This window comes from Halocynthiibacter sp., assembly GCF_049608145.1.
Lineage (GTDB): Bacteria > Pseudomonadota > Alphaproteobacteria > Rhodobacterales > Rhodobacteraceae > Halocynthiibacter.
In genome coordinates this window covers 11,893-36,880 of the sequence record NZ_JBMYXF010000032.1, presented here as the reverse complement: position 1 = coordinate 36,880, position 24,988 = coordinate 11,893, and the positions used below count along the sequence as shown (strand labels likewise).

Annotated in this window: 22 protein-coding genes; 16 read left to right on the top strand and 6 right to left on the bottom strand. The window is 52.7% G+C overall.

From position 1 onward, the window contains the following. The 5 genes from ACPGUT_RS10635 to miaA form a co-directional block, all read right to left on the bottom strand. A partial coding sequence (locus ACPGUT_RS10635) for an ATP-binding cassette domain-containing protein (protein WP_423991164.1) occupies positions 1-272 on the bottom strand: 272 nt, incomplete at its 3' end. A gap of 12 nt (positions 273-284) precedes the next feature. Next, complete coding sequence (locus ACPGUT_RS10630) at positions 285-1,475, bottom strand: ABC transporter permease (protein ID WP_423991162.1); 1,191 nt, start codon at positions 1,473-1,475, stop codon at positions 285-287. Positions 1,476-1,488: 13 nt separating this feature from the next. Beyond that, on the bottom strand, positions 1,489-2,532 hold the full coding sequence (locus ACPGUT_RS10625) for an ABC transporter permease (protein ID WP_423991160.1): 1,044 nt from the start codon (positions 2,530-2,532) through the stop codon (positions 1,489-1,491). Positions 2,533-2,720: 188 nt separating this feature from the next. Then, on the bottom strand, positions 2,721-4,391 hold the full coding sequence (locus tag ACPGUT_RS10620; protein WP_423991158.1) for an ABC transporter substrate-binding protein: 1,671 nt from the start codon (positions 4,389-4,391) through the stop codon (positions 2,721-2,723). A gap of 395 nt (positions 4,392-4,786) precedes the next feature. Then, positions 4,787-5,680, bottom strand: a complete 894-nt coding sequence (gene miaA, locus ACPGUT_RS10615; RefSeq protein WP_423991156.1) for a tRNA (adenosine(37)-N6)-dimethylallyltransferase MiaA — start codon at positions 5,678-5,680, stop codon at positions 4,787-4,789. 259 nt (positions 5,681-5,939) lie between these two features. Between miaA and pyrH the strand changes: the two genes are divergently transcribed. From pyrH to lpxB, 12 genes are all read left to right on the top strand, one after another. Beyond that, complete coding sequence (pyrH, locus tag ACPGUT_RS10610) at positions 5,940-6,629, top strand: UMP kinase (protein WP_423991168.1); 690 nt, start codon at positions 5,940-5,942, stop codon at positions 6,627-6,629. Positions 6,630-6,723: 94 nt separating this feature from the next. Continuing rightward, complete coding sequence (frr, locus tag ACPGUT_RS10605) at positions 6,724-7,287, top strand: ribosome recycling factor (protein WP_423991154.1); 564 nt, start codon at positions 6,724-6,726, stop codon at positions 7,285-7,287. A gap of 180 nt (positions 7,288-7,467) precedes the next feature. Next, complete coding sequence (gene uppS / locus ACPGUT_RS10600; RefSeq protein WP_423991166.1) at positions 7,468-8,142, top strand: polyprenyl diphosphate synthase; 675 nt, start codon at positions 7,468-7,470, stop codon at positions 8,140-8,142. Continuing rightward, positions 8,139-8,816, top strand: a complete 678-nt coding sequence (locus ACPGUT_RS10595) for a phosphatidate cytidylyltransferase (RefSeq protein WP_423991152.1) — start codon at positions 8,139-8,141, stop codon at positions 8,814-8,816. The genes uppS and ACPGUT_RS10595 overlap by 4 nt, the downstream gene beginning before the upstream one ends. A gap of 7 nt (positions 8,817-8,823) precedes the next feature. Beyond that, positions 8,824-9,999 (top strand): 1-deoxy-D-xylulose-5-phosphate reductoisomerase, encoded by a 1,176-nt coding sequence (dxr, locus tag ACPGUT_RS10590; protein WP_423991150.1) that lies wholly within the window; start codon positions 8,824-8,826, stop codon positions 9,997-9,999. Between the two features lie 27 nt (positions 10,000-10,026). After that, on the top strand, positions 10,027-11,358 hold the full coding sequence (gene rseP, locus ACPGUT_RS10585; RefSeq protein ID WP_423991148.1) for an RIP metalloprotease RseP: 1,332 nt from the start codon (positions 10,027-10,029) through the stop codon (positions 11,356-11,358). A gap of 114 nt (positions 11,359-11,472) precedes the next feature. Then, on the top strand, positions 11,473-13,794 hold the full coding sequence (gene bamA / locus ACPGUT_RS10580; protein ID WP_423991146.1) for an outer membrane protein assembly factor BamA: 2,322 nt from the start codon (positions 11,473-11,475) through the stop codon (positions 13,792-13,794). Between the two features lies 1 nt (position 13,795). Further along, positions 13,796-14,467, top strand: a complete 672-nt coding sequence (locus ACPGUT_RS10575) for an OmpH family outer membrane protein (protein ID WP_423991144.1) — start codon at positions 13,796-13,798, stop codon at positions 14,465-14,467. 115 nt (positions 14,468-14,582) lie between these two features. Continuing rightward, positions 14,583-15,047, top strand: a complete 465-nt coding sequence (fabZ, locus tag ACPGUT_RS10570; RefSeq protein ID WP_423991142.1) for a 3-hydroxyacyl-ACP dehydratase FabZ — start codon at positions 14,583-14,585, stop codon at positions 15,045-15,047. After that, entirely contained in the window at positions 15,044-15,841 is a 798-nt protein-coding gene (lpxA, locus tag ACPGUT_RS10565; RefSeq protein WP_423991140.1) for an acyl-ACP--UDP-N-acetylglucosamine O-acyltransferase, read from the top strand. Before fabZ ends, lpxA begins: the two co-directional genes overlap by 4 nt. Positions 15,842-15,844: 3 nt before the next feature. After that, complete coding sequence (locus ACPGUT_RS10560) at positions 15,845-16,744, top strand: LpxI family protein (protein ID WP_423991137.1); 900 nt, start codon at positions 15,845-15,847, stop codon at positions 16,742-16,744. Next, positions 16,741-17,895, top strand: coding sequence for a lipid-A-disaccharide synthase (gene lpxB, locus ACPGUT_RS10555; protein WP_423991135.1), 1,155 nt, complete (start codon positions 16,741-16,743; stop codon positions 17,893-17,895). The genes ACPGUT_RS10560 and lpxB overlap by 4 nt, the downstream gene beginning before the upstream one ends. A gap of 286 nt (positions 17,896-18,181) precedes the next feature. On the opposite strand, the gene mnmA is transcribed toward lpxB, so the two are convergent. Beyond that, positions 18,182-19,318, bottom strand: a complete 1,137-nt coding sequence (mnmA, locus tag ACPGUT_RS10550) for a tRNA 2-thiouridine(34) synthase MnmA (RefSeq protein WP_423991133.1) — start codon at positions 19,316-19,318, stop codon at positions 18,182-18,184. A gap of 121 nt (positions 19,319-19,439) precedes the next feature. On the opposite strand from mnmA, the gene ACPGUT_RS10545 reads away from it, so the two are divergent. From ACPGUT_RS10545 to recG, 4 genes are all read left to right on the top strand, one after another. Then, the gene (locus ACPGUT_RS10545; protein WP_423991131.1) at positions 19,440-19,718 is read left to right on the top strand and encodes a DUF1153 domain-containing protein; all 279 of its coding nucleotides are present in this window, start codon (positions 19,440-19,442) and stop codon (positions 19,716-19,718) included. A gap of 97 nt (positions 19,719-19,815) precedes the next feature. Then, positions 19,816-20,532 carry a response regulator transcription factor CtrA gene (gene ctrA / locus ACPGUT_RS10540; RefSeq protein WP_423991129.1) on the top strand — a complete coding sequence of 239 codons (717 nt, stop codon included), beginning with the start codon at positions 19,816-19,818 and terminating at the stop codon, positions 20,530-20,532. Positions 20,533-20,698: 166 nt separating this feature from the next. After that, positions 20,699-22,807 (top strand): NAD-dependent DNA ligase LigA, encoded by a 2,109-nt coding sequence (gene ligA, locus ACPGUT_RS10535; protein WP_423991127.1) that lies wholly within the window; start codon positions 20,699-20,701, stop codon positions 22,805-22,807. Then, positions 22,804-24,894: an ATP-dependent DNA helicase RecG gene (gene recG, locus ACPGUT_RS10530; protein WP_423991125.1), complete on the top strand. Its 2,091-nt coding sequence runs from the start codon at positions 22,804-22,806 to the stop codon at positions 24,892-24,894. Before ligA ends, recG begins: the two co-directional genes overlap by 4 nt. Positions 24,895-24,988: the final 94 nt, after the last annotated feature.

Genomic DNA, 24,988 nt, shown 5'->3' with positions numbered 1-24,988 from the left:
AGTTCCGCATCATCCATATCGGCCATATCGCGGCCTTTGAACTTGATGGAACCGCCGACGATTGATCCGTTTTTGCCAAGATCGCGCATGACGCCAAGCGCCACGGTGGATTTGCCGCAACCGGATTCCCCAACAAGGCCAACCGCCTCGCCAGGGGCGACGGAGACAGAAAAATCCATCACCGCCGGGATTTCATGAAGCCGGGTAAAAAAGCTGATGGAAAGCTTTTCGATTTCAAGAACCGGGCCGTCGTATTCAGGCTGTTTGTTCATCGTACTCTCCTATCAGTCTTTCATTGCTTCTTCGCGCAGGCCATCGGCCAGCAGGTTCAGACCCAGCACAAGGCTAAGAAGCGCAAATGCAGGGACGATCACCGGATGGGCGTAAGCACGTAGAAGGCCGCGACCAAGGTTAATGGTTGTGCCCCAATCCGGGCTGTTGGTTTCAAGACCAAGGCCAAAGAAACCCAAAGTTCCCAGAAGGATGGTGGCATACCCAATGCGCAGACAGAAATCCACGATCAACGGGCCACGCACGTTGGGCAGGATTTCCCAGAGCATGATATACCAAGGACCTTCACCACGGGTTTGACCCGCTGCAACATAGTCACGGGATTTGATGTCTAGGGTCAGGCCGCGCACGATCCGGAACACAGTGGGCGAGTTCACGAACACCACGGATACGAACACCACAAGGATGTTTGGATCAGGGTTAAACGCGTCCAAAGCTGCGGGCAGGATGCTGATCGCGCTGTCACCGCCGTTTTGCGAGATGAACGACAGGTAAATCCAGCCGCCAATGACCCAAAGCGCGATGAGGATCGGGTTCCTTTTGCCCGGATCTGTGTAGTAGCGCGAATTGAACAAAACCGTCAGGAAGATCAGCGGGAACAGGAACAAGACAGCTGCCATATATTGCGGCAGGCCGGTTGCGACGATTTCCTTTGTTACCAAGAGGTAGAACAACAGGATCACCGGGAAAGCCAAGATCAAGTTGGCCAGGAACGACAAGACAGTGTCAAGTTTACCACCGAAGTAACCCGCAGGCAGACCCAAGGTGATGCCAACCATAAAGGCCATCAATGTCGCAAGCGGTGCGATCATGATCACGATGCCAGACCCATAGATCATACGGGAAAACACGTCGCGTGCCTGCTTGTCGCCACCCAATAGATAATGACCTGATCCGTCAGGCAGGGCTTCGCCGGGCAGGGCGTGTTTCATAGAGACCTCAAAGAATTGAGGTTCATTTGGCATCAACCAGCCAAAGACATTTGAGAACAGGGCAGCAAAGACCCAGAACATCACAATGCCAAAGCCGATCATGCCAACGGTTGAGTCAAACAGTTTGCCGTAAAGGCCCAGTTTGCGTTTGTTGGAAATTGAGATCCAGAAGGTTGCGATAAGCGCAATCCATACGGGGCTCAATTGAAGGAAAATGCGGGTGATCACGCCACCCCAGGATAAAGTTTCCATCTTTCAGGCTCCCTTAAGAAATGCGGATACGCGGGTTGAGGAAAACATAGCCAATGTCAGAGATCAGCTGCGTCAGCAGCACGACCACAACAGAGACCACAGAGACCCCCAGCAACAATTCGATATCATTGTTGCCCGCAGCCTGAACAAGCGCCCAGCCGAAACCTTTGTAGTTAAACAAGGTTTCCACGATGACGACCCCATTCAAGAGCCAAGGGATTTGCAGCATGATCACGGTAAAGGGCGCGATCAAAGCGTTGCGCAACGCGTGTTTCATCACGATTGTACGGAAACCAAGACCTTTAAGGCGCGCGGTGCGGATGTATTGCGCGGTCATGACTTCGGTCATGGATGCACGTGTCATCCGGGCGATATAGCCCATGCCGTATAGGGAAATGGTGATCACGGGCAGGGTAAAGTTCTCAAGGTTAGGTTCTTCCATCGCCTTGGTGGCGCTGCCCTTAAAGATCTTCCAGCCAACACCGGATGCAAAGAAGGTGATCAGCAAAACACCGGATACATATTCTGGCGTCGCGGTGGTGATGATCGATAGGGTGGATAGGGAGCGGTCAGTGCGGGATCCTTCACGCATGCCGGCCAAAACGCCGATGATCAGGGAAGATGGCACCATGACGATCAACACCCACATCATGAGGTAACCTGTCAGGCCCAATTTCGTGGCAATTACACTTGAGACTTCATCATCTAACGCTGTGGAACGGCCCCAATCACCTTGCAAAATACCGCAGTAATTTGGCGCATCTTCGGCCGCTTGACCGGGCGCAATACAACGTCCTGTGACCTTACCTTCTTCATCTGTAAATGTGAAACCGGGCGCGATACCAAGCCATTCGCCGTATTTTACATACAAAGGCTGCGCGTATCCGCGTTCCGCAAGCCAGCTGGTGACCTCAGTGTCGGACATCCGTTGGTTGCCTTCGCTTTTCGCGAGCTTTTCCAAGTTTGGATAAAGGTTGGTCAGCCAAAACACCACAAATGTTAGGCAAAGCGCCGTGAGGATCATTATCCCCAGGCGACGTAGTATAAATAGTCCCATGTTTTCCCCGCTGTCAGCTGACTGTCGTCAGATACGTATGAACTGCGCCGTTACTCGGCGTCTGTCGCTGGCTTTAGCGTGCCCTGGCAATTCTGAAAAAACGCGATTTCAAGCGTTCTGCGTCCTATGACCACCTTGGCGAAACGGGGCCACACTGCAGCCCCGTCTGTTTTTAAGTGACCTGCAGATTATGCAGAGAAGCCCCACTTATAGTGGTGATGTTCAAAGCCGATGTGGGCTTCTGCGCCGTGTACACCTTCAACAGTGTGACGGTACAGTTTGCGCCAGTATGGCTGAATGGTTACAGCTTCTTCTTGGATCAGCGCTTCCATTTTCGCCATGACTTCGCGGCGTGCATCCGCATCCGCAATCGCCAAAGCTTCGGTCAGAAGTGCGTCGAACTCGGCATTGGACCAGCTGAATTCGTTCCATGCTTCGCCTGAACGATAGGCCAGCGCGTGGATCTGTACGCCAAGCGGGCGGTGGTTCCAGTTGGTGCATGAGAACGGGTATTTCGTCCAGTCGTTCCAGAAGGTGGAACCAGGAAGAACAGTCCGCTTACAAGTGATGCCCGCATCGTTCAGCTGTGCTGCAACCGCGTCACAGGTATCGGAACGATAGCCGCCGTCGATGGAAATCAGCTCGTGCTCAAAGTCACCCATGCCAGCTTCGTCCATCAGTGCTTTCGCAGCTGCACCGTCAACAACCTGTGGAGGCAGTGGCGCATATTCCGGGTGAACTGGGGAAACATGGTGGTTTTCAGCAACATCGCCATTGCCGGATAGGCCCAGCTCAAGACAGATCGCGTTGTTTACCGCCATTTGCAGTGCTTTACGTACACGCTTGTCAGCATATACTTTCACACCGTCAATTTCTGCGTTCTGGTTCGGACGTACCACAACGGTTGCCGCTGTTGTCACTTCGGACTTCACGAAATCAAGGCTGTCGAGGATCTCGATGAATTCACCTTCAGAACGGTGCAGCATGTCGACTTCTTCACCTTCCATCGCAGACAGATATGCCGCAGGGTCGGTGCCATAGTCGATATACTCAACAGCGTCGAGGTAAGGGCCGCCATAAACTTCGGTGCCCCACCAGTCCATGCCATTGCGCTCAAGACGGGCTTTCACGCCAACCTCAAGTTCAGTGACTTTGAATGGGCCAGTGCCAACCAGATCCTGAGCAGGTGCTTCTGGGTCATAGTCTTTGTGCACCACCGCAGCAGGGTAGTCAGAAAAGCCAGGGATGATTGAGATATCCGGGCGTGGCATAGTGACAACAACAGTGTGGCTGTCTGTTGCAACAGCAGCACCTTCGATCATCTTGCCAGTTGCTTCGTCCACGAGTGTCGCCATACGGCCCGCCATGGAGTTCGCATCAACGCCTTTATCACACCAACGCGCAATGTTGTTCACGACATCATCGGCGGTAAAGTCAGAACCATCAGACCATTTCACGCCCTGACGTACTTTCAGTGTGTAAACGGTTGCGTCTTCATTGGCTTCCCAGCTGTCGAGCAACATGCCACGGAAAGAACCATCGTTGTTGTATTCAACAAGATATTCCAGTGTGCCGCGTGTCATGTTGCCGATTTCGGACCAGTCAGCGGTGCGTGTGTCTTTGGGTGCGCGCACTTCCATTTGAACACGCAGGGTGCCGCCAGGTTTGATGTGACCATCCGCAAGGGCTTCAGACGGAGCAACCGCGCCGATCAGGCCATAAGCCGCAGTTGCGCTTACGCCAAGTGCGGTAGAGCGGGTCAGAAATTCACGACGGCTGAGTTTGCCTTCAGTAAATTCCTTCGCATACATATCCGCAGCCGGATGCATCTTGTTTGAAGTTGTGGTTTTAAGCGTCATCTTTTTCTCCCTGTGACACGTTTATTCTAAGTTGCTTGGCCGATGATCCGTCGTTTGCGGATAAGGCCGGTCTGAAACACAGATCCGGCAGGCCCTGATAGGGGGGCTCTTTTTGAATGCGGCAGCAAGCAGACTAATTTTGTTACTTCGCCATTCGGCACCAGAAATCCGCCGGGGTCAATGTTTACATTCGGCAGATAAGGGTTTGTTTGCGACATTTCCTAATCAAAAAAGCGACACTCTCGTGAAAGTAGGGTGTTTGCGGTGCCCTGCTACGCGTTCGGTTGGATGGATGGAGAGATTTTGTGAAATTTTCTGTCGTAAAGGGTGGATTGCGTCAGAGAACAGATTTTCGATCACACCATGTCTTTGTTTCTTAGGGGAGAATCCCAATGTCAGACAGATTCGCCCGGTAGGTCTAGGATGTTCCAGCCGGACATGCGTTTGCGAAACCAGGTGCGTTGGCGTTTTGCGTATTGGCGCGAGGAAATAACCGCCGCATTTCGGGCCTCGTCAAGCGTCAGATTTGCGTGAAGGTAAGACATCAGTTCCGGTGCGCCGATTGCCCGAGATGACAAAAGCGCGGGATCCCAATGGGGCTCCATCATGCGGGCCTCTTCAAGAGCGCCGCCATCCAACATCAAATCAAATCGCTTTTCAATACGTGCATTCAGCCAGTCCACATTTGTATTCATGACAATGGGAAATGTGTCAGTGACCGGCAACAGAGGCGGGGGCGTGTCGTCTTGCCAGGATGCAATACCCCGGCCCGTTGCGCGTAGAACTTCCCAAGCACGTTGTACCCGCACGGGGTTTTGCAGATCAATGCGGGCGGCACTTTCAACGTCCAGCTCAGCGATCATTGTATCCAAACCACCTGATGCGAGAAGGGCGTCAGCCTCGGCACGGATTTCTGTCGAGGTGGGCGGGATTTCGGCGAGGCCTTCACAAAGCGCGCGAAAATACAGACCTGTTCCGCCGACAATAACTGGGCGGGGCTGATCTTTGCCAATAAATGGTGCGATATCACGCAGCCAGGCACCTACGGAATAGTCCTGATCAAAAGGGACATGACCATAAAGGCGATGCGGGGCGCGTGCTTCTTCATCGTCTGAAGGCCGCGCAGTCAGGATGCGCCAACCACTATAAACCTGTAGCGCATCCGCATTCACGATGATTCCACCGCCACGTTCCACGATTTCAAGGGCAAGTGCTGATTTACCTGACGCGGTCGGACCAGCGATCAGGACAGGCATGTCATCAGGAATATCAAAAGGCAGGCTCCGCATAGCCTTGGTTTAGGCGGTGATGCGATTGGGGTCAAACCGCTGTCTGGCAAAAAATCCGCAAACTTACGCCAGGATGGTGTGAACGCTGTTGTGTCTGGGCGCGAGGTCTGACATTTTAAGCCAGTTTCAAAACATATGACACACAGATACCCTCGTAAACTGTGCCACAACCGGGAGACACCAGATGTCAGGTGACAACCAAAGCGCGCCGCAAGCCGATACTGCGGAAAATCCAGATAAAACAGCATTTAAGCGTGTGATGCTTAAAATTTCAGGTGAGGCGCTGATGGGCGACCAGGGCTTTGGCCTACACCCACCGACAGTGGAACGTATTGCACGCGAAGTGCAGACAGTTCAGGCCATGGGCGTTGAAGTTTGCATGGTTATCGGGGGGGGCAACATTTTCCGGGGCCTTCAAGGGTCTGCCCAGGGGATGGAACGCACCACTGCGGATTACATGGGGATGCTGGCGACTGTTATGAACGCGCTTGCGATGCAGGGCGCATTGGAAAGCCTTGGCATCCATTCCCGCGTAATTTCCGCGATTCCAATGGACCAGGTTTGTGAACCCTACATCCGTCGTCGTGCCGTGCGTCACCTTGAAAAGAAACGGGTCTGCATCTTTGCGGCGGGGACAGGGAACCCTTATTTCACCACCGACACAGCTGCGACCCTGCGTGCGAACGAGATGCGCTGCGAGGCGATCTTTAAGGGTACAAAAGTGGATGGGGTTTATGATAAAGACCCTGCAAAACATGACGATGCTGTACGCTATGATGACATCACTTATGACGAGGTTTTGCAGAAACACCTTGGCGTGATGGATGCATCCGCGATTGCGCTTGCACGGGACAATGATTTGCCAATTATCGTCTTCTCGCTAGATGAACCCGGTGGTTTCCGCGGTATTCTGGCTGGCGAAGGCACCTATACACGCGTGCACACTTAACGCTATATATACCAAAAGCCTGATGCGACACGCGCGTCGGGCAAGGTGACATACGATGTGACCGACAGGCCAATAAACTAAAGAGAGACTGAATATGTCCGATGATTTCATGCTCGACACTGATGATCTGCAACGCCGTATGGATGGCGCGATGGGGTCTTTGAAAACCGAATTTGCATCCCTGCGTACAGGACGTGCATCTGCTTCTATGCTGGAACCTGTGATGGTAGACGCCTATGGTTCGCGCACACCTGTGAACCAAATCGGCACCGTGAACGTTCCAGAACCGCGTATGGTAACCCTGAACGTTTGGGACAAGGCGCTTGTTGGTCCTGCTGAAAAAGCGATCCGCGAAAGTGGTCTGGGTATTAACCCACAGCTGAACGGCACAATTATTATGCTGCCAATCCCTGAGCTGAACGAAGAACGCCGACGTGATCTGACGAAGGTTGCTGGCGGTTATGCCGAAAATGCGCGTGTTTCCGTGCGTAACGTACGTCGCGATGGCATGGATCAACTGAAAAAAGCCAAAAACGATGGGTTGTCTGAAGATGACCACAAAATCTGGTCTGACGAGGTGCAGGAGCTGACCGACAAAGCCATCGCGGCTATCGATAAGGCGCTTGAAGTGAAGCAAGAAGAAATCATGCAGGTCTGATCGGGAAAAGCAGGGGGATGTCTCCAGCTTTAACGTTCATTAACCTTAAATTGGTTTCATTGCATCACCAGAACATTCCGAAAAGGGGCGCTTTTGTCTGACAATTCATTGAACACCGCGACCAGTCTGCCAGACGCGGAGGTCCTTGGCACGCATGGCGCTGAACATGTTGCGATCATCATGGATGGGAACGGTCGCTGGGCTACGCAAAAGGGCAAGCCCCGGTTGTTTGGCCACAGGGCCGGGGCAAAGCGTGTTCGTGAAATTGTCGAAAGCTGCCCTGATTTCGGTGTGAAGTATCTGACGATCTTTGCGTTTTCGACTGAAAACTGGAAACGTACGCAAGCCGAAGTTGCTGGTCTGATGTTGTTGTTCCGGCGCTATATCACCAAGGAAGCCCAAGCTCTGAATGAAAAGAACGTGCGCGTGCGCTTTATTGGCGACCGGGTGCGGCTTGATAAGAAACTTCAGGGGTTGATGGATGAACTGGAAGAGTTGACCAGTGGCAACACATCTGTGAACCTGACTATTGCGATCAATTACGGTGGCCGTGACGAAGTTGCCCGTGCGATCAAAGATATCGCGCGCGATGTGCGGGATGGTGATTTGGATGCGGAAAGCGTGAATGAAGATACGCTTTCAAGTTATTTAGATACAATGGTTTTACCTGATCCTGACTTGGTTATTCGCACGTCTGGCGAAGCGCGGATTTCCAACTTTCTGCTTTGGCAGTCAGCCTATGCGGAATATGAATTTATTGATACGCTGTGGCCGGATTTCACCCGTGAAATCTTTGCCGAAGTACTGGAACGATTTGACGGCCGTGATCGCCGTTTTGGAGCATTAAAAACATGAGCCAGTGGGATGATCTGAAGCCGCGCGTGATTTCTGCGCTGGTGATGGCCGTTGCCGGAATTGTTGTGACGTTGTTTGGCAGTATTCCGTTCGACATTCTGATGTTGATGGTTGCCCTAATCGGTCTGCGTGAACTTTGGATGATGATCCGAAAACGCCTTGGCAGCCCGATTGATATCATGATCTTTTTTGCCTATGCGTTTATGATTATCGCGGGCTGTTTGGCCTTTGCCATTGTCCGTGCGCAGGGCGGGGCGTCTGCTGTGTTTTTCCTTGCTGGTGTCGTTGTTGTGTCTGATATCGCAGGGTATTTTGCGGGCCGTCTGATTGGTGGTCCGAAATTTTGGCCGCGTGTCAGCCCGAAAAAAACCTGGTCTGGTACGATAGCGGGATGGCTGGGTGCAGCCGTTTTGGGGGGATGTGTTACCCTCTATATGATCTCAACCCAGGACATTCATGCGATGTCTGGCATTTGGTTTATGCCATTGGTTGCAGCGCTTCTCGCATTTGCCGGTCAGTTGGGCGATATCGTTGAAAGTGCGATCAAGCGTCGGTGCGGTGTTAAAGACAGCGCGGATCTGATCCCGGGTCATGGCGGCGTTTTGGACCGGTTCGATGCGATGATTGGTGTTGGCTTTGTTGTGGCTGTCCTTCTTCTGATAACGCAGGGCTAAGGCTGTTATGCCACGACGTATTTCGATTTTTGGCGTGACCGGATCAATCGGCCAAAGCACCGTTGATTTGATTAAGCGCGACCTGCGATCCTATGATATCGTTGCCGTTTCTGGCGGTCATAACGTGGCGCAATTGGCGCGGGATGCAATTGACCTACAGGCTGATGTTGCGATCACTGCCTATGAACACCACTTGGACGACCTGAGTGCAGCTCTGGCTGGCTCCGGCGTTGAGGCGGCCGCAGGTACAGCAGCTTTGCTGGAAGCCGCCGACCGCCCGACCGACTGGTGCATGAGCGCGATTGTCGGGCTTGCTGGGTTTGAACCGGGCTTTCGCGCATTGAAACATGGTGGCACGCTTGCGCTTGCGAATAAGGAAAGCCTTGTGTCAGCTGGTGCGTTGCTGCGGGAAGAAGCAAACAAATACGGCGCGACGATCCTGCCTGTCGACAGCGAACATTCTGCAATTTTTCAATCTCTTATTGGTGAAGATATCAGTGCTGTTGAACGGGTGATTATTACTGCGTCTGGCGGTGCGTTCCGGGACTGGCCGCTGGAGGATCTGACAGGCGCGACGTTGCAACAGGCATCTTCGCATCCGAACTGGGACATGGGGCAGCGCATCACAATTGACAGTGCGTCTATGTTTAACAAGGCGATGGAAGTTATTGAAGCGAAGGAATTATTTGATTTTACGCCTGATGAAATAGAAGTCCTTATTCACCCTCAAAGCATGATTCATGCGATGATCGGGTTCAATGATGGCGGGCTTATGGCCCATGTTGGTCCGGCGGATATGCGTCACGCGATTGGATTTGCTTTGCATTGGCCGGATCGCACGTCCTTGCCGGTTGAACGGCTGGATTTTGCCCGTATCGGACGGTTCGATTTTCGCAACGCCTGCGAGACCCGATATCCTGCCCTGCGCCTGGCGCGAGAAGTCATGAAAATGGGCGGGCTGTCTGGTGCCGGATTTACTGCCGCAAAAGACGCGGCCCTTGATGCATTCATTGCCGGGCGTTGTGGCTTTATGGATATGGCGGGAATTGTTGAAGATGTGTTAAGCCGTCTTTCACGAAATAATGAATATGGTTGCGGTGCATTGTCACTTGAAGCTATTCGCGCAACTGATCAACTTGCACAGACATATGCCGCTGAGATTATCGCGGCACGCGCGTCCTGACGAAAGGTTCCGGCTTTGGATATTACGATGTTGTTTTCAGCCCTTGGGGGCGGTGTCTGGACTGCGGTGATCTTTATTATCGCTTTGTCCGTAATCGTGGCTATCCATGAATATGGGCACTATATCGTTGGCCGCTGGTCTGGCATCCATGCGGATGTGTTTTCCCTTGGTTTTGGTCCGGTGATCTTTGCTCGTACTGACAAACATGGCACGCAATGGCAGATTGCACTTCTGCCTTTGGGCGGGTTTGTGAAATTTGCAGGTGATGCGGATGCGGCGTCTGCAGGTCAGGACACGGATACGATGGCCGCTCTGTCAGCAACAGAACGCCGTCGCACGATGCACGGCGCGCCGCTTTGGGCGCGTGCTGCGACAGTTGCAGCGGGTCCTGTGTTTAACTTCATCCTGTCGATTCTGGTTTTCTTTGCGCTATTTCTGTTTTCAGGCAAAGCAATTGATCCGATCACCGTGGGGGATATTCGTGCATATCCACAGGCGGAAACCTCTCTTTTGAAGGGGGATCAGATCCTTGAAATTAATGGCATGACACCGCCGGAAGAACGTATAGCATATCGCGCTTTTATAGACGCGCTGCCTAAAGATTCACTGATCCCCTACACCGTAACGCGCGATGGCAACACGGTGATCGTCATGGCACCGCATCCATCTCCGCCCGCGGTATCTATGGTCGTTGCCAGATCTGCAGCGCGGGATGCAGGGATGCAGGTTGATGATGTTGTTACGGCTGTGGATGGCGTCGCGGTGGCCAGTTTTGATCAGATGCGCGACATTATTCTGGCGTCCGAAGGTCGCCCGGTTGTGCTTGATGTCTGGCGTGCAGGGGACATGCTTGAGGTGACACTGTCGGCTCGGGAACGTGATCACCAATTAGAAGATGGAACATTTGAGAAGCGCTGGCAGATCGGCCTGACGGGTGGGGTGTTGTTTACGCCTGCCACAGAAGGGGCTGGTGTTTGGGACAGCGCGACCGCTGCGGTCAGCCAGACCGGTGCCATTATCACAGGGAGCCTGACTGGCCTGTACCATATCGTCGTCGGCACGATCAGCACATGTAATCTGAATGGTCCGGTTGGCATGGCGCAGAACGCGTCTGCCTTTGCTGAGTTGGGGATCACAGATTTCATACGCTTTATTGCGCTCTTGTCGACTGCGGTTGGCCTTTTGAACCTGTTTCCGATTCCGGTTCTGGATGGCGGTCATCTGGTGTTTTTTGCTTATGAAGCGGTGACCGGAAAGCCCCCCGGTGAAAAAGCGCTGCGTTTCTTGATGACGCTTGGTCTGACTGTGATGCTGACTGTGATGGTCTTTGCCCTTGGGAATGACTTTTTCTGCAATTAAATTCAGGTGTTTCATGGCCTTTATCTGCGGATTTTCGCGATCCGCAGACACTGAGTTTTGACAAGCGCTTTTGCAGTCGTTACTCAGGGTTAAGTTTTATACGGACGGGGACCCATGAGCAGCTATTTCAAGACACGGAAAACTGTAAAAGCCGGGCGAATTTTGCCTGCTACAGTCGGATTTTTTCTTTTAACCTCAGCTGCTTCTGTGGTTGTTCCTGATGTCGCTTTTGCCCAGCAATACCGGTTTAATTCGGTAGATGTTACTGGCAATCAGCGCATTGAAGGCGCGACGATCCTGACATATGCCGGAATCGCCCGCGGCGAGAGCGTTTCTGCTGCCCGTTTGAACGATGCCTATCAGCGCATTCTGGCCAGCGGTTTGTTTGAAAGCGTTGAGATCGAGCCGCGCGGTTCACAGCTTGTGATTAAGGTCGTTGAATTTCCGACGATCAACCGTATCAGCATTGAAGGCAATCGCCGCCTGAAAGACGGTGATCTGATGGCTGCGCTTCAATCCCAGCCGCGCCGTGTGTTTAGTGCCTCTGTTGCCGAAGCCGATGCGCAAACAATTACTGAAGCTTACAGTGCGGCGGGGCGCTTGGCCGCGACAGTGGAACCTCGTATTATCCGTCGATCGAATAATCGTGTCGATCTGGTGTTTGAAATTACTGAAGGTCGCGTTGTCGAAGTCGAACGTCTGAGCTTTGTAGGCAACCGTGCCTTTTCCGAACGTCGTTTGCGTCGGGTTCTGGAAACCAAACAAGCTGGTTTTTTCCGTGAATTAATCCGTGCTGACAGCTTTATCGCAGATCGTATTGAATTCGATAAGCAAGTGCTGCGCGATTTCTACCTTTCTCGCGGTTACGTTGATTTTGAAACACTTTCTGTGAACTCTGAACTTGTGCGTGCCCGTGACGGTTTCCTGGTGACATTTAACGTACGAGAAGGTCAGCAGTTCCGTGTGGGCGAGGTGACGGTGGTTTCCGATCTGGAAGAAGCGGATCCGGACCTGTTCCTTGATGAAACACGGATGAAGTCGGGTGCGGTTTACGCGCCGGCGCTGATCGAAGAAAACATCGCCCGTCTGGAACGTTTGGCCATTCGTGAAGAAATTGATTTTGTGCGGGTTGAACCCCGTGTGACACGCAATGACGAAGACCTGACTCTGGATGTGGAATTTGTCCTGACGCGCGGTCCACGTGTGTTCGTGGAACGCATTGACATTGAAGGCAATAACACCACGCTTGACCGGGTTGTCCGCAACCGTTTCCGTGTGGTGGAAGGCGACCCTTTTAACCCGCGCGAAATCCGCGAATCTGCGGAACGTGTTCGCGCGCTGGGGTATTTTTCCAATGCGGAAGTGAACGCGCGTGAAGGGTCATCTGCGGATCAGGTTGTGATTGATGTGGACGTGGAAGAACAACCAACCGGGTCTTTGTCGTTTGGTGCCAGCTATTCCGCAGACAGTGGTGCCGCGTTCACCATCGGTTTCTCTGAACGTAACTTCTTGGGGCGTGGTCAAACCATTGCCGTTGATCTGAATACAGCGTCCAGCAGTCAATCAGGCACATTCCGTTTTGTTGAGCCGAACCTTCTGGGGCGTGATTTGGCCTTTGGTTTGAACCTTGGTTACGTCACAACAGATTCTGATAACTCTACGTTCGATACCCGCCGTATCAATCTGTCACCTTCTCTGACATTTCCCGTGTCCCAGAACGGACGCCTGCAGGTGTATTATTCACTTGAACAAAACAAGATCTTCGACGTTGCGGCCGGGCGCAGTCAGCTTTTGATAAATGATCAGGCCGCAGGTGCACAGATCACCAGTGCGATCGGGTATAACTATAGCTTTGATACCCGTCGGACCGGTTTGAACCCAGACGCGGGTGTTGTTTTGCGCTTTGGTCAGGAATATGCTGGATTGGGTGGGGATGCGAAATATATCCGTACCACTGCATTACTGGGGGCAGAAACCAAAATCTGGAATAATGATGTTACTGTGCGTGGTATTCTGGAAGGTGGGGCGCATCATTCTCTGGGCAATACAAACAGTACCGTACTTGATCGTTTTTCCCATTCCAGCAGCCAGTTACGGGGTTTTTCATCGAATGGTATTGGGCCATTTGATGCGGGTGATCATCTGGGCGGCAATTATTACGCCTATGCACGTCTTGAAGCTGACTTTCCGCTTGGATTGCCCGAAGAATATGGCATTACCGGCGGTCTTTTCTTAGATGCGGGTTCTGTTTGGGGGCTTGATGACGACCTGGGTGGCGTGATCGACGACGATTTCGATCTGCGTGCGACCGTTGGTTTTTCGGTCTTCTGGGACACGCCCTTGGGCCCGTTACGGTTTAACTTTTCCCACCCGCTGCAAGAAAGTGCCAATGATGAGACGCGCAGCTTTGATCTGACGATCTCAACGCAGTTCTGATATGGGATTTGCAAAGAATACTCCGGGCGGCGGCCAATGGTTTTTGCCCGGCGTGATTGCGTTTTCACTGTTGCTTGGATGCGCAACAGCTACAACTGTTTTTGCGCAGGACACCGAAGCGGTTGAACAGACTGGTGATGTGGTGGTCGAAACCGATCTGATATCGCCGCTGCTGACAATCGAGCAAGAGCTGTTATATGCGCGGAGTGCGCTTGGCCGCACTCTTGAAGCGATGTTGAATGATGAACGTGGCGTATTGCAAAGCGAAAATCAGGTGATTTTTGACGCTCTTTCTGCGGAAGAAGGTAAATTGGTAATCTTGCGGTCCACAACTGACCCGGAAGCCTTTTCTATCCTTGCGCGAGAATTTGATGACCGGGTTCAGGCCATTCGTGCGGAACAGGATCAAAAACTGCGTGCACTGGTTCAGCGCCGGGAAGAGGTGCTGAGTAGCTTTATGAACCTTGTTGTCCCATTGGTTGCACAATCCGTGCGCGCCCGCGGTGGTCTGGCCGTTGTAGAACGCAGCAGTATTTTTCTGTCTGTCCGGAACATTGATATCACTGCTGACGCAATCGAACGTATCGATGCCGTTTATCCCGAAGGTGTAATTCCAGGTTTGTTTTTCCCGCAAACCGGAAGTGAAGCACCTGATGCCGGGGGCGAAGAATAAGGCGAAATCCTGTTTTTTTATCCTGGATACTCTTTGTCAACTTGTTTGCCTGATCTGAAAACGGTATTCAGAAGTAATCCGCAAAGCCGGATCCAGTGTAAAATAAGGAAGACCAATGTCCGAAAAGATTACTGAAGCCGATCTTGATATCATTCAGCGGATCATCCCGCATCGTTATCCGTTTCTTCTGATCGACAAGGTTCGTGACATTGTACCCAGTGAAAGCGCTGTGGGCATTAAGAACGTGACCTGCAATGAACCGCATTTCCAAGGGCATTTCCCCGGCGCGCCGATCATGCCTGGCGTGACGATCATCGAATCCATGGCGCAAACGGCTGCTGTTATGGTTGGCGTGACGCTTGATCTGATCGATCGCGATCTGCTGGTCTATTTCATGTCCGTGGACAAATGCAAATTCCGTGGCAAAGTTGTGCCGGGTGATGTGCTTGAACTGCATGTGGAAGTGATCCGCGCTGGTACAAAAATCTGGAAGTTCCGCGCCGATGGCAAAGTGGATGGCAAAGTTGTTTGTTCTGCCGAATTTGCCGCGATGATTGACCTGTTGGATGAACCTAAATGAGCATCGCGCAAAGTGCTGTGATCCATCCGATGGCCCTTGTGGAAGACGGGGCCGTCATTGGGGACGGTGCAAAAATCGGACCTTTCTGCACCGTTGGTGCCAATGTGAAAATTGGTGCCCGGACAGAATTGCGTTCGCATGTGGTGGTGACAGGGCATACGACGCTGGGCGAGGACAATGAGATCTTCCCCTTTGCCTCTATCGGTGAAGTTCCGCAGGATCTGAAGTTTGACGGCGAAGACAGCACCTTGGTCATCGGCGATCGTAATCGTATCCGCGAAGGTGTGACCATGAACACCGGCACCAAAGGTGGGGGTGGTGTGACCAAGGTCGGCGATGACGGGCTGTTCATGGCGAATTGCCATGTTGCCCATGACGTGGTCATCGGCAACCATGTGATCCTTGTAAATAACGCTTCTGTGGCGGGGCATTGCGTGATTGATGACAACGTTATCATTGGTGGGTTGTCCGGTGTGCATCAATGGGTTCGCATCGGCAAAGGCGCGATCATTGGTGCTGTTTCCATGGTGACCAATGATGTGATCCCTTACGGTCTGGTTCAGGCCCCACGTGGGCATTTGCATGGGCTCAACCTTGTTGGGTTGAAACGCAAAGGCATTGCGCGCGCCGACATCACAGCCCTGCGTGCGGCTTATCAGATGTTGGCCCAGGGCGAAGGCACATTCCAAGACCGCACGCGCCGCTTGGGCGAGGAAAGCGACAGTGAATACGTTCAGGATATCGTGGCTTTTGTCACGGGCAATTCTGACCGTTCCTTCCTAACACCGGAGTAGGCGATGTTTGCGATCATTGCAGGGCAGGGTGATCTGCCGGGGCTTTTGGCCGCGCATTTGGTGGATCAGGGGCAAACGCCGCTGATTGCCGCTATGGAAGGCTTTGCGCCGGATGCGTTGGATGTGGATTTAACCTTCCGCGTCGAAACCTTGGGCACGTTTTTGGTCGCTTTGGGCGATGCGGGCATCACGGATGTTTGCTTTGCCGGATCGGTTGCGCGCCCCGCTTTGGATCCGTCCAAAATCGACGCTCAAACCATGCCGCTTGTGCCGGTGATTATGCAGGCGATGCAAGCAGGCGATGATGGTGCCCTGCGTGCGGTGCTTGATATCTTTGAGAAAACCGGCTTCAAACTGCACGGCGCCCATGAAGTTTTGCCTACTTTGCTGCCCAACGCGGGCATTGCGACCAAGGCGCAGCCTACAGATCATCACAAGAAAGATGCCGCGCGCGGCCAAGCGATTGTCACCGCCATGGGCGCGGCAGATGTTGGCCAAAGCTGCGTGGTTGCGCGCGGTCAAGCCCAGGCGATTGAGGCCCAGCCGGGTACGGACTGGATGTTGCGATCATTGTTGGCAGCACCGGTTGAGCATGAGAAAACCTTCCTTGATGAAATTATGGATGTTGTCAGCTTGGGCGATCCGATCCCTGACAGCCGCCTGCCAGAACTCGACCCCAAAATCATCCCTGGTGGGATCCTCTATAAAGCGCCAAAACCTGGTCAAGATCGGCGTGTCGATCTGCCTGTGATCGGGGTGAACACGGTTTCCGCTGCGGCCGAAGCGGGGCTTGCGGGCATCGTGATCGAAGCGGGGGGCGTGATGGTGCCCAACCTTGAAGGTGTGATCCAAGCGGCAGATCTGTGCCGCATGTTCCTATGGGTGCGCGAGGCCAGCGAATGAAGGTCTTTCTCATCGCGGGCGAGGCCTCTGGCGATAAGTTGGGGGCCGCCTTGATGGAAGGTCTTCAATCCCTGGTGCCTGAAGTCGAATTTCACGGTGTTGGTGGTGAATTGATGGCGACGCAAGGGCTGGTCAGTCAGTTTCCCATGCATGAGCTGTCGATCATGGGCATCGCTGAGGTTGCCCCGAAATATTTCCACCTGAAACGCCGCATTCGTGAAGTTGCCGCATCCGCTTTGGCGCTGAAACCTGATGTCATGATCACCATTGATAGCCCAGATTTTTGCCTGCGCGTGGCGAAAATCGTGAAGGCTGCCAGTGACATTCCCACCGTACATTATGTTGCGCCTTCGGTCTGGGCTTGGCGTGAAAAGCGGGCGGTGAAAATGGCGAAAGTCATCGACCACGTGCTGGCGCTTTTGCCGTTTGAGCCGCCCTATATGCAGGCCGCTGGCATGAGCTGTGATTTCGTTGGGCATCCCGTTGTGGCCGAGGTTTTGGCGACGCAAACAGAGGTCACAGATTTCACCACCACCCATGATATTGCCGCAGCTGAAAAACTGATGCTGTTGCTGCCCGGATCGCGTCGCGGCGAGGTCTCGCGCATGTTGCCGGTGATGCATGAGGTAACGCAGAGCCTTGCCCAAACCCACCCAAATCTGCGCTTCGTGCTGCCCGCAGCCCCTGGCCCCGTGGCGGATGTGGTGGCGGAAGCCGTGGCGGATTGGGACGTTAAACCCTTGATCATTAACCCCACCGACAAAGCCGCCAAACGCGCCGCTTTTGCCCGTGCCGACCTAGCGCTTGCGGCGTCTGGCACGGTCTCGCTGGAACTTGCCGCGAATAACACGCCCATGGTGATTGCTTACGACATGAATTGGCTGTCGCGCAGACTGATCAAACGCATGCTTAAGATCGATACAGTGACGCTTGTGAACCTCGTCTCCGAAACCCGCGTGGTGCCTGAGTTCCTCGGCGAGAATTGCACCGCCACGCAGATCATTCCTGCCGTTGAAACCCTGCTGAACGACCCAACCGCCCAGAAAGAGGCCATGTCCCTGACCATGACCCGCCTTGGCCGCGGCGCAGAAGTCCCTGGTCTGCGGGCGGCAAGGTCTGCGTTGGACAGTGTGACTGCTCGCCAAATTTGATCTTTAACTTTGGTAATTTTGTAGAATGGCCAGCAGCGCAATAAATGCAATTGTGATCGCGACTACCCACGCCGCAGAACCTCTGTCCTCTTCATGGATATAGACGTTTCCTCCGCATTTGGGGCAAGGGCGCACCATATTTCTCAGATGTCTTGTCGTGGTCCAACCACAATTTGAGCATTCGCCTTTAAATCCGTTCATGAAAACTCTTACATCAAAAAGTAAATTCTGATGTGAGGTTAAGGGTGAAATCAATCATTGCAACATAAAGTTGAATTTCGGGGATTTACGCCCCGTGCCAAATCCAGCCACCGCCAAAGATACGCGTGCTGTTCGGATCATAAAACACACAGGCCTGGCCCGGTGACACGCCTTCTTCCGGGGTCAGGAGTTCGACTTCGGCCGTAGTGGCGGACAGAGGGCGCACGATGGCTTCGCGCGGGGGCCGGGTGGAACGCACTTTGACGCTGATGTGGTATTCGCTCTTGGCGTCAAAGGGTTCATCGCCAAGCCAATTGATCTCGCGCACGGGAATGATGCGGGTCGCCAAAAGTTCTTTTGGCCCCACAATCACCTGACGCTTGTCCACATCCAGCTTCACCACATATAGCGGCGTATCGAGGCCCCCAATGCCAAGCCCGCGACGCTGACCAACGGTGTAATGCAACACGCCTTTGTGCTGGCCTAAAACATTGCCGTCTGTATCGACGATCTCACCAGGTTCCGCGGCACCTGGGCGCAGTTTTTCAATCACGCCGGCATAGTTCCCATCCGGCACGAAACAAATGTCCTGGCTGTCGGGCTTATCTGCAACGGACAGACCGTATTTCGACGCAAGCGCGCGGGTCTCGGCCTTGCTGGCGAGGTGACCAAGGGGGAAGCGCAGGTAATCCAGCTGTTCAGGAGTGGTTGAGAACAGGAAATAGCTTTGATCACGGTTGGCGTCGGTGGCGGAATGCAGTTCCGATCCGTTCGCGCCATAGAAACGTTGTATATAGTGTCCCGTCGCCATGCAGTCGGCGTTCAGGTCGCGCGCGGTGCCCAGCAGGTCCTTGAACTTGACCCGTTCATTGCAGCGGATGCAGGGCACAGGGGTTGCGCCGGCAAGATAGCTGTCTGCGAATTCGTCAATCACCGCTTCCTGAAAGATGTTCTCATAATCCAGCACATAATGCGGGAAACCCATTTCTTCCGCCACGCGCCTAGCGTCGTGAATGTCGATGCCCGCACAGCACGCACCTTTCTTGGCCAAAGCTGCGCCATGGTCATACAGCTGCAGCGTCACGCCGATCACGTCATAGCCTTCCTCAGCCAGTTGCGCCGCCACAACAGAGCTGTCCACGCCGCCGGACATCGCCACGACAACACGGGTTTCTGAAGGTGGCTTTGGGAAGCCAAGTGAGTTGAGTTCAGTGGTGGTCATGATGCGCTCCGATGATCCTAGCGGAATATATGAAAATTCTAACGACTAACAAGGGGCGGATTTCATCTTCCTTTAAGGGAATAGGCTGATTGTGGCTCTGAGGTTAGAGAGGGGTACGATTATGTTCCTTAAAAAAGTCGATGGGCCCGGGGCGATTACACTACCAGATGGGTCGATATTATCGCGCGCAGATCTGCCGCCCGCAGATACGACGCGCTGGGTTGCAAGCCGCAAGGCTGTTGTCGTGAAGTCAGTCATCTTTGGGTTGATTCCACTAAAAGAGGCGCTTGAGCGTTATGGATTATCGGAAGAAGAGTACGTTTCATGGGAAAACGCGATAAAAAAGCATGGTGAAAGCGCTTTGAAAGCAACAGCATTACAACAGTATAGACGACCATAGGTAGATTATATTAAAATCTTTGCAATAGTAACGTGCGGTTAACTATTTTTCACGATGGTTAACGCAGCGTAGGGGACAGTTAAGCGGAGATTTATAAATGCGGGTATTATTAGTTGAGGATGATCCTACAACTTCGAAAAGTATCGAACTGATGCTGACACATGCAAATCTGAACGTCTATTGCACGGATTTGGGGGAAGAAGGCATCGATCTTGCCAAACTTTACGATTATGATCTGATCCTTTTGGACCTAAACCTTCCGGATATGAACGGGCATGAAGTTCTACGGCAGCTGCGACTAGCGCGTATCGAAACACCAATTCTGATCCTGTCCGGTGCAGATGATACAGAAAACAAAATTAAAGGGTTTGGGTTTGGCGCGGATGATTATCTGACAAAACCCTTTCACCGGGAAGAACTGGTTGCGCGTATTCACGCGATTATCCGGCGCTCAAAAGGCCACAGCCAGTCTGTTATTAAAACCGGCCGGATAGGTGTTAATCTTGATGCGAAGACGGTCGAAGTTGGTGGTAAAACGGTTCACCTGACCGGAAAAGAATACCAGATGCTGGAACTTCTTAGCTTACGCAAAGGGACAACTCTTACGAAAGAAATGTTCCTGAATCACCTGTACGGGGGCATGGACGAACCGGAACTCAAAATTATTGATGTGTTTATCTGTAAGTTGCGCAAGAAGCTGACAGAAGCGACAGATGGCGAAAACTACATCGAAACAGTCTGGGGCCGTGGCTATGTTCTACGCGACCCGGAGCCCGTGGAAATACCTGATGATCAAGTTGCCATTGGTGCCTGAGTAAACGGCCAGACCTTTGATATGCCCTGCTGCGGCGGATCCGGGAAGCTGATGATCGTATCACTTCCCGGATTTCAGCACAGATGAGAACATTTCATGCACATCTGCCTCTGGACGGCGGGGCCTGCGCGTTTTATCACTTAGAAAACGCGCGGAGAACCGGCTGATGACTGATATCAAAAATATAACCGAAGAAATGGCAAAGGCCGAACTGGCGCAACTTGCCGAACTTCTTGGTAAAGCAAATATTGCCTATCATCAGAAAGACGCTCCAGAAATCAGCGATGGCGACTATGATCGCCTGAAACGCAGAAACTTTGATCTGGAAGAGGCGTTTCCGAATCTTGTGCGGGCTGACAGCCCTTCACTGCAAATCGGTGCCGCAGTCAGCGAAAAATTTGAAAAAGTAACTCATGCGGTTGCGATGTTGTCGCTGGGGAATGCGTTTGAAGACGGGGATGTATTTGAATTCGATACACGTACCCGTAAGTTTTTAAACGCGTCTACAGAACGTATTTCGTATACAGCTGAGCCAAAGATTGACGGGTTATCTCTGTCTTTGCGATATGAAAATGGGGTTCTTGTTCAGGCCGCCACACGTGGCGACGGCGCGGTTGGTGAAAATGTAACGACAAATGCCCGGACAATTTCTGATATCCCACAGCGTCTTGAAAACGCTCCGAATGTTCTGGAGGTCAGGGGGGAGGTTTACATGTCTCATGCTGACTTTGCCGCCTTGAACGAACGACAGACAGAAGCGGGGGATAAACCCTTTGCCAATCCGCGCAATGCGGCCGCGGGGTCACTGCGACAGCTGGACAGTCAAATTACAAAATCACGCCCACTGAAATTCTTCGCTTATGCATGGGGCGCGCTTTCTGATCCACTTGGGTCCACGCAAATGGACGCAATCAATCGACTGAAATCTCTGGGCTTTTCTACTAATCCCTTAACAGCGGTGTGCAATTCACCAGAAGAACTGATCCGACATTATCTGAAGATCCAAGAACTGCGTGCCGATCTTGGTTATGATATCGATGGCGTCGTTTATAAAGTAAACGAGTTGTCTTTACAGGAACGGCTTGGTTTTCGATCCACAACACCAAGATGGGCAATCGCCCATAAATTCGCGGCAGAACTGGCCTGGACCCATCTTGAAGCAATCGACATTCAGGTGGGGCGGACCGGGGCTCTGTCACCCGTTGCGCGCCTGACACCCGTTTCGGTTGGCGGTGTTGTTGTGTCAAACGCGACCCTTCATAACGAAGATTATATTTGTGGCCTTGATAGCAAAGGTGAAATCATCCGCGATGGGAAAGACATCCGGGTTGGCGACTTTGTTCAGGTTTATCGCGCAGGGGATGTGATCCCTAAGATTGCCGACGTCGATATGAGTAAGCGGCCTGAAGATGCGCAAAAGTTTACCTTTCCGGTGGTTTGTCCAGAATGTAATAGCCCGGCAATACGCGAAGAAGGTGATGCCGTCCGGCGGTGTAGTGGTGGGATGATTTGCCCCGCACAAGCCGTAGAGAGGCTGAAACATTTTGTCTCGCGATCAGCCTTTGATATTGATGGTTTGGGTGCGAAACAGGTTGAACAGTTTTGTCTTGATGGTTGGGTGAAAGAACCCGCTGAGATTTTTACTCTGCAGGAACGGTTCGGCAGTGGTATGCAGCAGTTGAAAAACCGCGAAGGCTGGGGCGAGAAATCTGCGAATAAGTTATTTGATGCTATTGAAGGTAAAAGGAAAATCCCATTGAATCGGGTTATCTTCGCGCTTGGTATCCGACACCTTGGTGACAGTGCATCCAAACTTCTTGCGCAGCATTATGGATCGTGGGATGGCTTTGAAACGGCGATGATTTCGGCGTCAGAACCTGAAAGTGATGCGCTGACTGAACTTCTTTCAATTGATGGGGTTGGCGCGGTGATGGCCGCGTCCGCAGTGCAAGCTTTTACAGAGCCACGCGAACGTGCGTTGATTGACCGTCTGGTGAAACAGCTGAATATCGAAGACGTGGCGCCGGTTGCGGCATCTGACAGTGTGGTTGCGGGCAAGACACTTGTGTTTACAGGCACACTTGAGAAAATGACCCGGGCCGAAGCCAAAGCCCGGGCCGAAGGCCTTGGCGCAAAGGTTTCCGGTTCGGTTTCGGCGAAAACGGATCTTTTGATTGCGGGACCAGGTGCTGGAAGTAAAGCAAAAAAGGCTGCAGATCTGGGGATCAAAATCATTGATGAAGACACCTGGATTGAGTTGAGTTCCCGCGCATGAGCACAAGGCCTGAAACCCTTTTCCCATTGTTTTCCGATCTTGAAAGTCTGCCTGGCGTCGGGCCCAAATCAGTATCGAATTTTGCACGTATGGGAATAGAAAACCCAGTAGATTTACTGTTTTCTTTGCCGCATTCAGTGGTTGATCGGCGTTTGAAAGATAACTTGCGGGCCGCAGAAATTCCAGGGGTGGTGACTGTCTTTGCCAGGGTCGAGGAACACCATGCACCAACCTCGCGTGGCCGACCTTATCGGGTGACTGTGAATGATAATCATGAAAGCTTTCAGTTGGTGTTTTTCCACGCACGTGGCGACTATATCCGCAAGATTTTGCCAGAAGGTGAAGCCAGAATTGTGTCTGGGAAAGCTGAATTTTTTGATGGTATGGTGCAGGTCGTGCATCCTGATTATGTGGTCGACCCCTCTGAAGTTGAGGATATTAAACCGTTTGAACCGTTGTATCCACTGACCGATGGCGTGAACCAGAAACTGATGGCAAAAGCAGTTTCAGCGGCGCTGGCGCGTATGCCTGAAACTGCGGAGTGGATTGATCCGAACCAGTTGCAAAAGGAAGGCTGGCCAGCTTGGAGTGATGCAATTTCAGCTGCGCATTCCCCTGAAAGCCCGGATGATTTCGCACCTTCAGCGCCCGCGCGACTGCGCTTGGCTTATGATGAACTGTTCGCCCATCAGCTAACGCTTGCCTTGGCACGTGAAAACAGTCGTGGAAAGAAAGGCGTTGTCAATCAAGGGGATGGCGTTCTTTGCCAGCGTGTTCGTGATAAGCTTCCGTATCAACCAACCGGGGCACAGGATCGTGCTATAGTTGAGATATCCGACGATATGGCACGACCAGAACGGATGAACCGATTGCTTCAGGGGGATGTTGGTGCGGGCAAGACGCTTGTGGCATTTATGGCATTGCTGGTGGCGGTTGAATCTGGCGGGCAGGGCGTGTTGATGGCGCCCACGGGTATTTTAGCCCAACAACATTATGAAGGTTTGCGTGGGTTTGCTGAACTGGCCGGGGTTCGCCTTGAGATATTGACCGGGCGGGATAAAAGGGCTGCGCGGCGCGATAAACTTCAGGCCCTGGCTGCCGGTGAAATTGACATTCTGACCGGCACCCATGCGGTGTTTCAAAAAGATGTTGAATTCTCTGACCTGCGTCTGGCCGTGGTGGATGAACAACACCGTTTTGGGGTGAACCAGCGGCTTGAGCTTGGGAAAAAAGGCGCTGCTGCAGATGTTCTGGTCATGACCGCAACGCCGATCCCCCGTTCGTTATCTTTGGCCCAATACGGAGACATGGATGTTTCCGTGCTTGATGAAAAGCCACCGGGACGTAAACCGATCAAAACCGTTCTGGTCAGTCAGGGGCGGATGGAAGAAGTGGTGGCTCATCTGAAAAAGGCCGTTTCTGAAGGGCGACAGGCCTATTGGGTTTGCCCTTTGGTTGAAGAAAGTGAAAGTTTAGACCTGACTGCCGCCGAAGAGCGTTTCAAAGTTTTGCGGGCGGCCTTTGATGATGGTGTCGTCAGCCTTGTGCACGGACAGATGCCGCCGGATGAAAAAGACGCTGCCATGGCCGGGTTTATTGCTGGGGAAAGCCGCGTTCTTGTGGCCACTACAGTGATTGAGGTTGGCGTCGATGTGCCGAATGCGTCAATCATGGTGATTGAGCGTGCCGAAAGCTTTGGTTTAGCGCAACTGCATCAGCTTCGGGGGCGTGTCGGACGTGGTGATGCTGAATCAACCTGCCTGTTGATGTTCCAACCGCCGATGTCTGTGACGGGGGAAAAACGCCTGAAGGCGTTGCGTGAAAGCAATGACGGGTTCTACCTGTCCGAAGTGGATCTTGAAATGCGCGGGGCCGGGGATGTTCTGGGAACCGCGCAATCTGGCCTTCCCCGTTTCCGAATTGCGGACCTTGAAGGGCAGGCGGGTCTAATGAAAATCGCGCAAAGTGATGCGAGAAAACTTCTATCGGACGATCCCGGGCTGACATCCAAACGCGGGAAGGCTGCCCGGGTCTTGCTGTGGTTGTTGCGTCGCGACCAGGCAATTCGTTTGATTTCAGTAGGTTAGCTTCTTGATGAGAACAAAAGTGAACATTTATCGCAAATGTTCTCATATTGTTCTTTACTTACGGTTAATAAAGTGAGAACAAAGAGGCAACAAG

What these genes read in the sequence shown, in the direction of transcription:
- ACPGUT_RS10630 (WP_423991162.1), bottom strand. Translation starts at nt 1,475, where the DNA reads ATGGAAACTTTATCCTGGGGTGGCGTGATCACCCGCATTTTCCTTCAA.
- ACPGUT_RS10625 (WP_423991160.1), bottom strand. Translation starts at nt 2,532, where the DNA reads ATGGGACTATTTATACTACGTCGCCTGGGGATAATGATCCTCACGGCG.
- ACPGUT_RS10620 (WP_423991158.1), bottom strand. Translation starts at nt 4,391, where the DNA reads ATGACGCTTAAAACCACAACTTCAAACAAGATGCATCCGGCTGCGGAT.
- miaA (WP_423991156.1), bottom strand. Translation starts at nt 5,680, where the DNA reads ATGCGGAGCCTGCCTTTTGATATTCCTGATGACATGCCTGTCCTGATC.
- pyrH (WP_423991168.1), top strand. Translation starts at nt 5,940, where the DNA reads ATGCTTAAAATTTCAGGTGAGGCGCTGATGGGCGACCAGGGCTTTGGC.
- frr (WP_423991154.1), top strand. Translation starts at nt 6,724, where the DNA reads ATGTCCGATGATTTCATGCTCGACACTGATGATCTGCAACGCCGTATG.
- uppS (WP_423991166.1), top strand. Translation starts at nt 7,468, where the DNA reads ATGGATGGGAACGGTCGCTGGGCTACGCAAAAGGGCAAGCCCCGGTTG.
- ACPGUT_RS10595 (WP_423991152.1), top strand. Translation starts at nt 8,139, where the DNA reads ATGAGCCAGTGGGATGATCTGAAGCCGCGCGTGATTTCTGCGCTGGTG.
- dxr (WP_423991150.1), top strand. Translation starts at nt 8,824, where the DNA reads ATGCCACGACGTATTTCGATTTTTGGCGTGACCGGATCAATCGGCCAA.
- rseP (WP_423991148.1), top strand. Translation starts at nt 10,027, where the DNA reads ATGTTGTTTTCAGCCCTTGGGGGCGGTGTCTGGACTGCGGTGATCTTT.
- bamA (WP_423991146.1), top strand. Translation starts at nt 11,473, where the DNA reads ATGAGCAGCTATTTCAAGACACGGAAAACTGTAAAAGCCGGGCGAATT.
- ACPGUT_RS10575 (WP_423991144.1), top strand. Translation starts at nt 13,796, where the DNA reads ATGGGATTTGCAAAGAATACTCCGGGCGGCGGCCAATGGTTTTTGCCC.
- fabZ (WP_423991142.1), top strand. Translation starts at nt 14,583, where the DNA reads ATGTCCGAAAAGATTACTGAAGCCGATCTTGATATCATTCAGCGGATC.
- lpxA (WP_423991140.1), top strand. Translation starts at nt 15,044, where the DNA reads ATGAGCATCGCGCAAAGTGCTGTGATCCATCCGATGGCCCTTGTGGAA.
- ACPGUT_RS10560 (WP_423991137.1), top strand. Translation starts at nt 15,845, where the DNA reads ATGTTTGCGATCATTGCAGGGCAGGGTGATCTGCCGGGGCTTTTGGCC.
- lpxB (WP_423991135.1), top strand. Translation starts at nt 16,741, where the DNA reads ATGAAGGTCTTTCTCATCGCGGGCGAGGCCTCTGGCGATAAGTTGGGG.
- mnmA (WP_423991133.1), bottom strand. Translation starts at nt 19,318, where the DNA reads ATGACCACCACTGAACTCAACTCACTTGGCTTCCCAAAGCCACCTTCA.
- ACPGUT_RS10545 (WP_423991131.1), top strand. Translation starts at nt 19,440, where the DNA reads ATGTTCCTTAAAAAAGTCGATGGGCCCGGGGCGATTACACTACCAGAT.
- ctrA (WP_423991129.1), top strand. Translation starts at nt 19,816, where the DNA reads ATGCGGGTATTATTAGTTGAGGATGATCCTACAACTTCGAAAAGTATC.
- ligA (WP_423991127.1), top strand. Translation starts at nt 20,699, where the DNA reads ATGACTGATATCAAAAATATAACCGAAGAAATGGCAAAGGCCGAACTG.
- recG (WP_423991125.1), top strand. Translation starts at nt 22,804, where the DNA reads ATGAGCACAAGGCCTGAAACCCTTTTCCCATTGTTTTCCGATCTTGAA.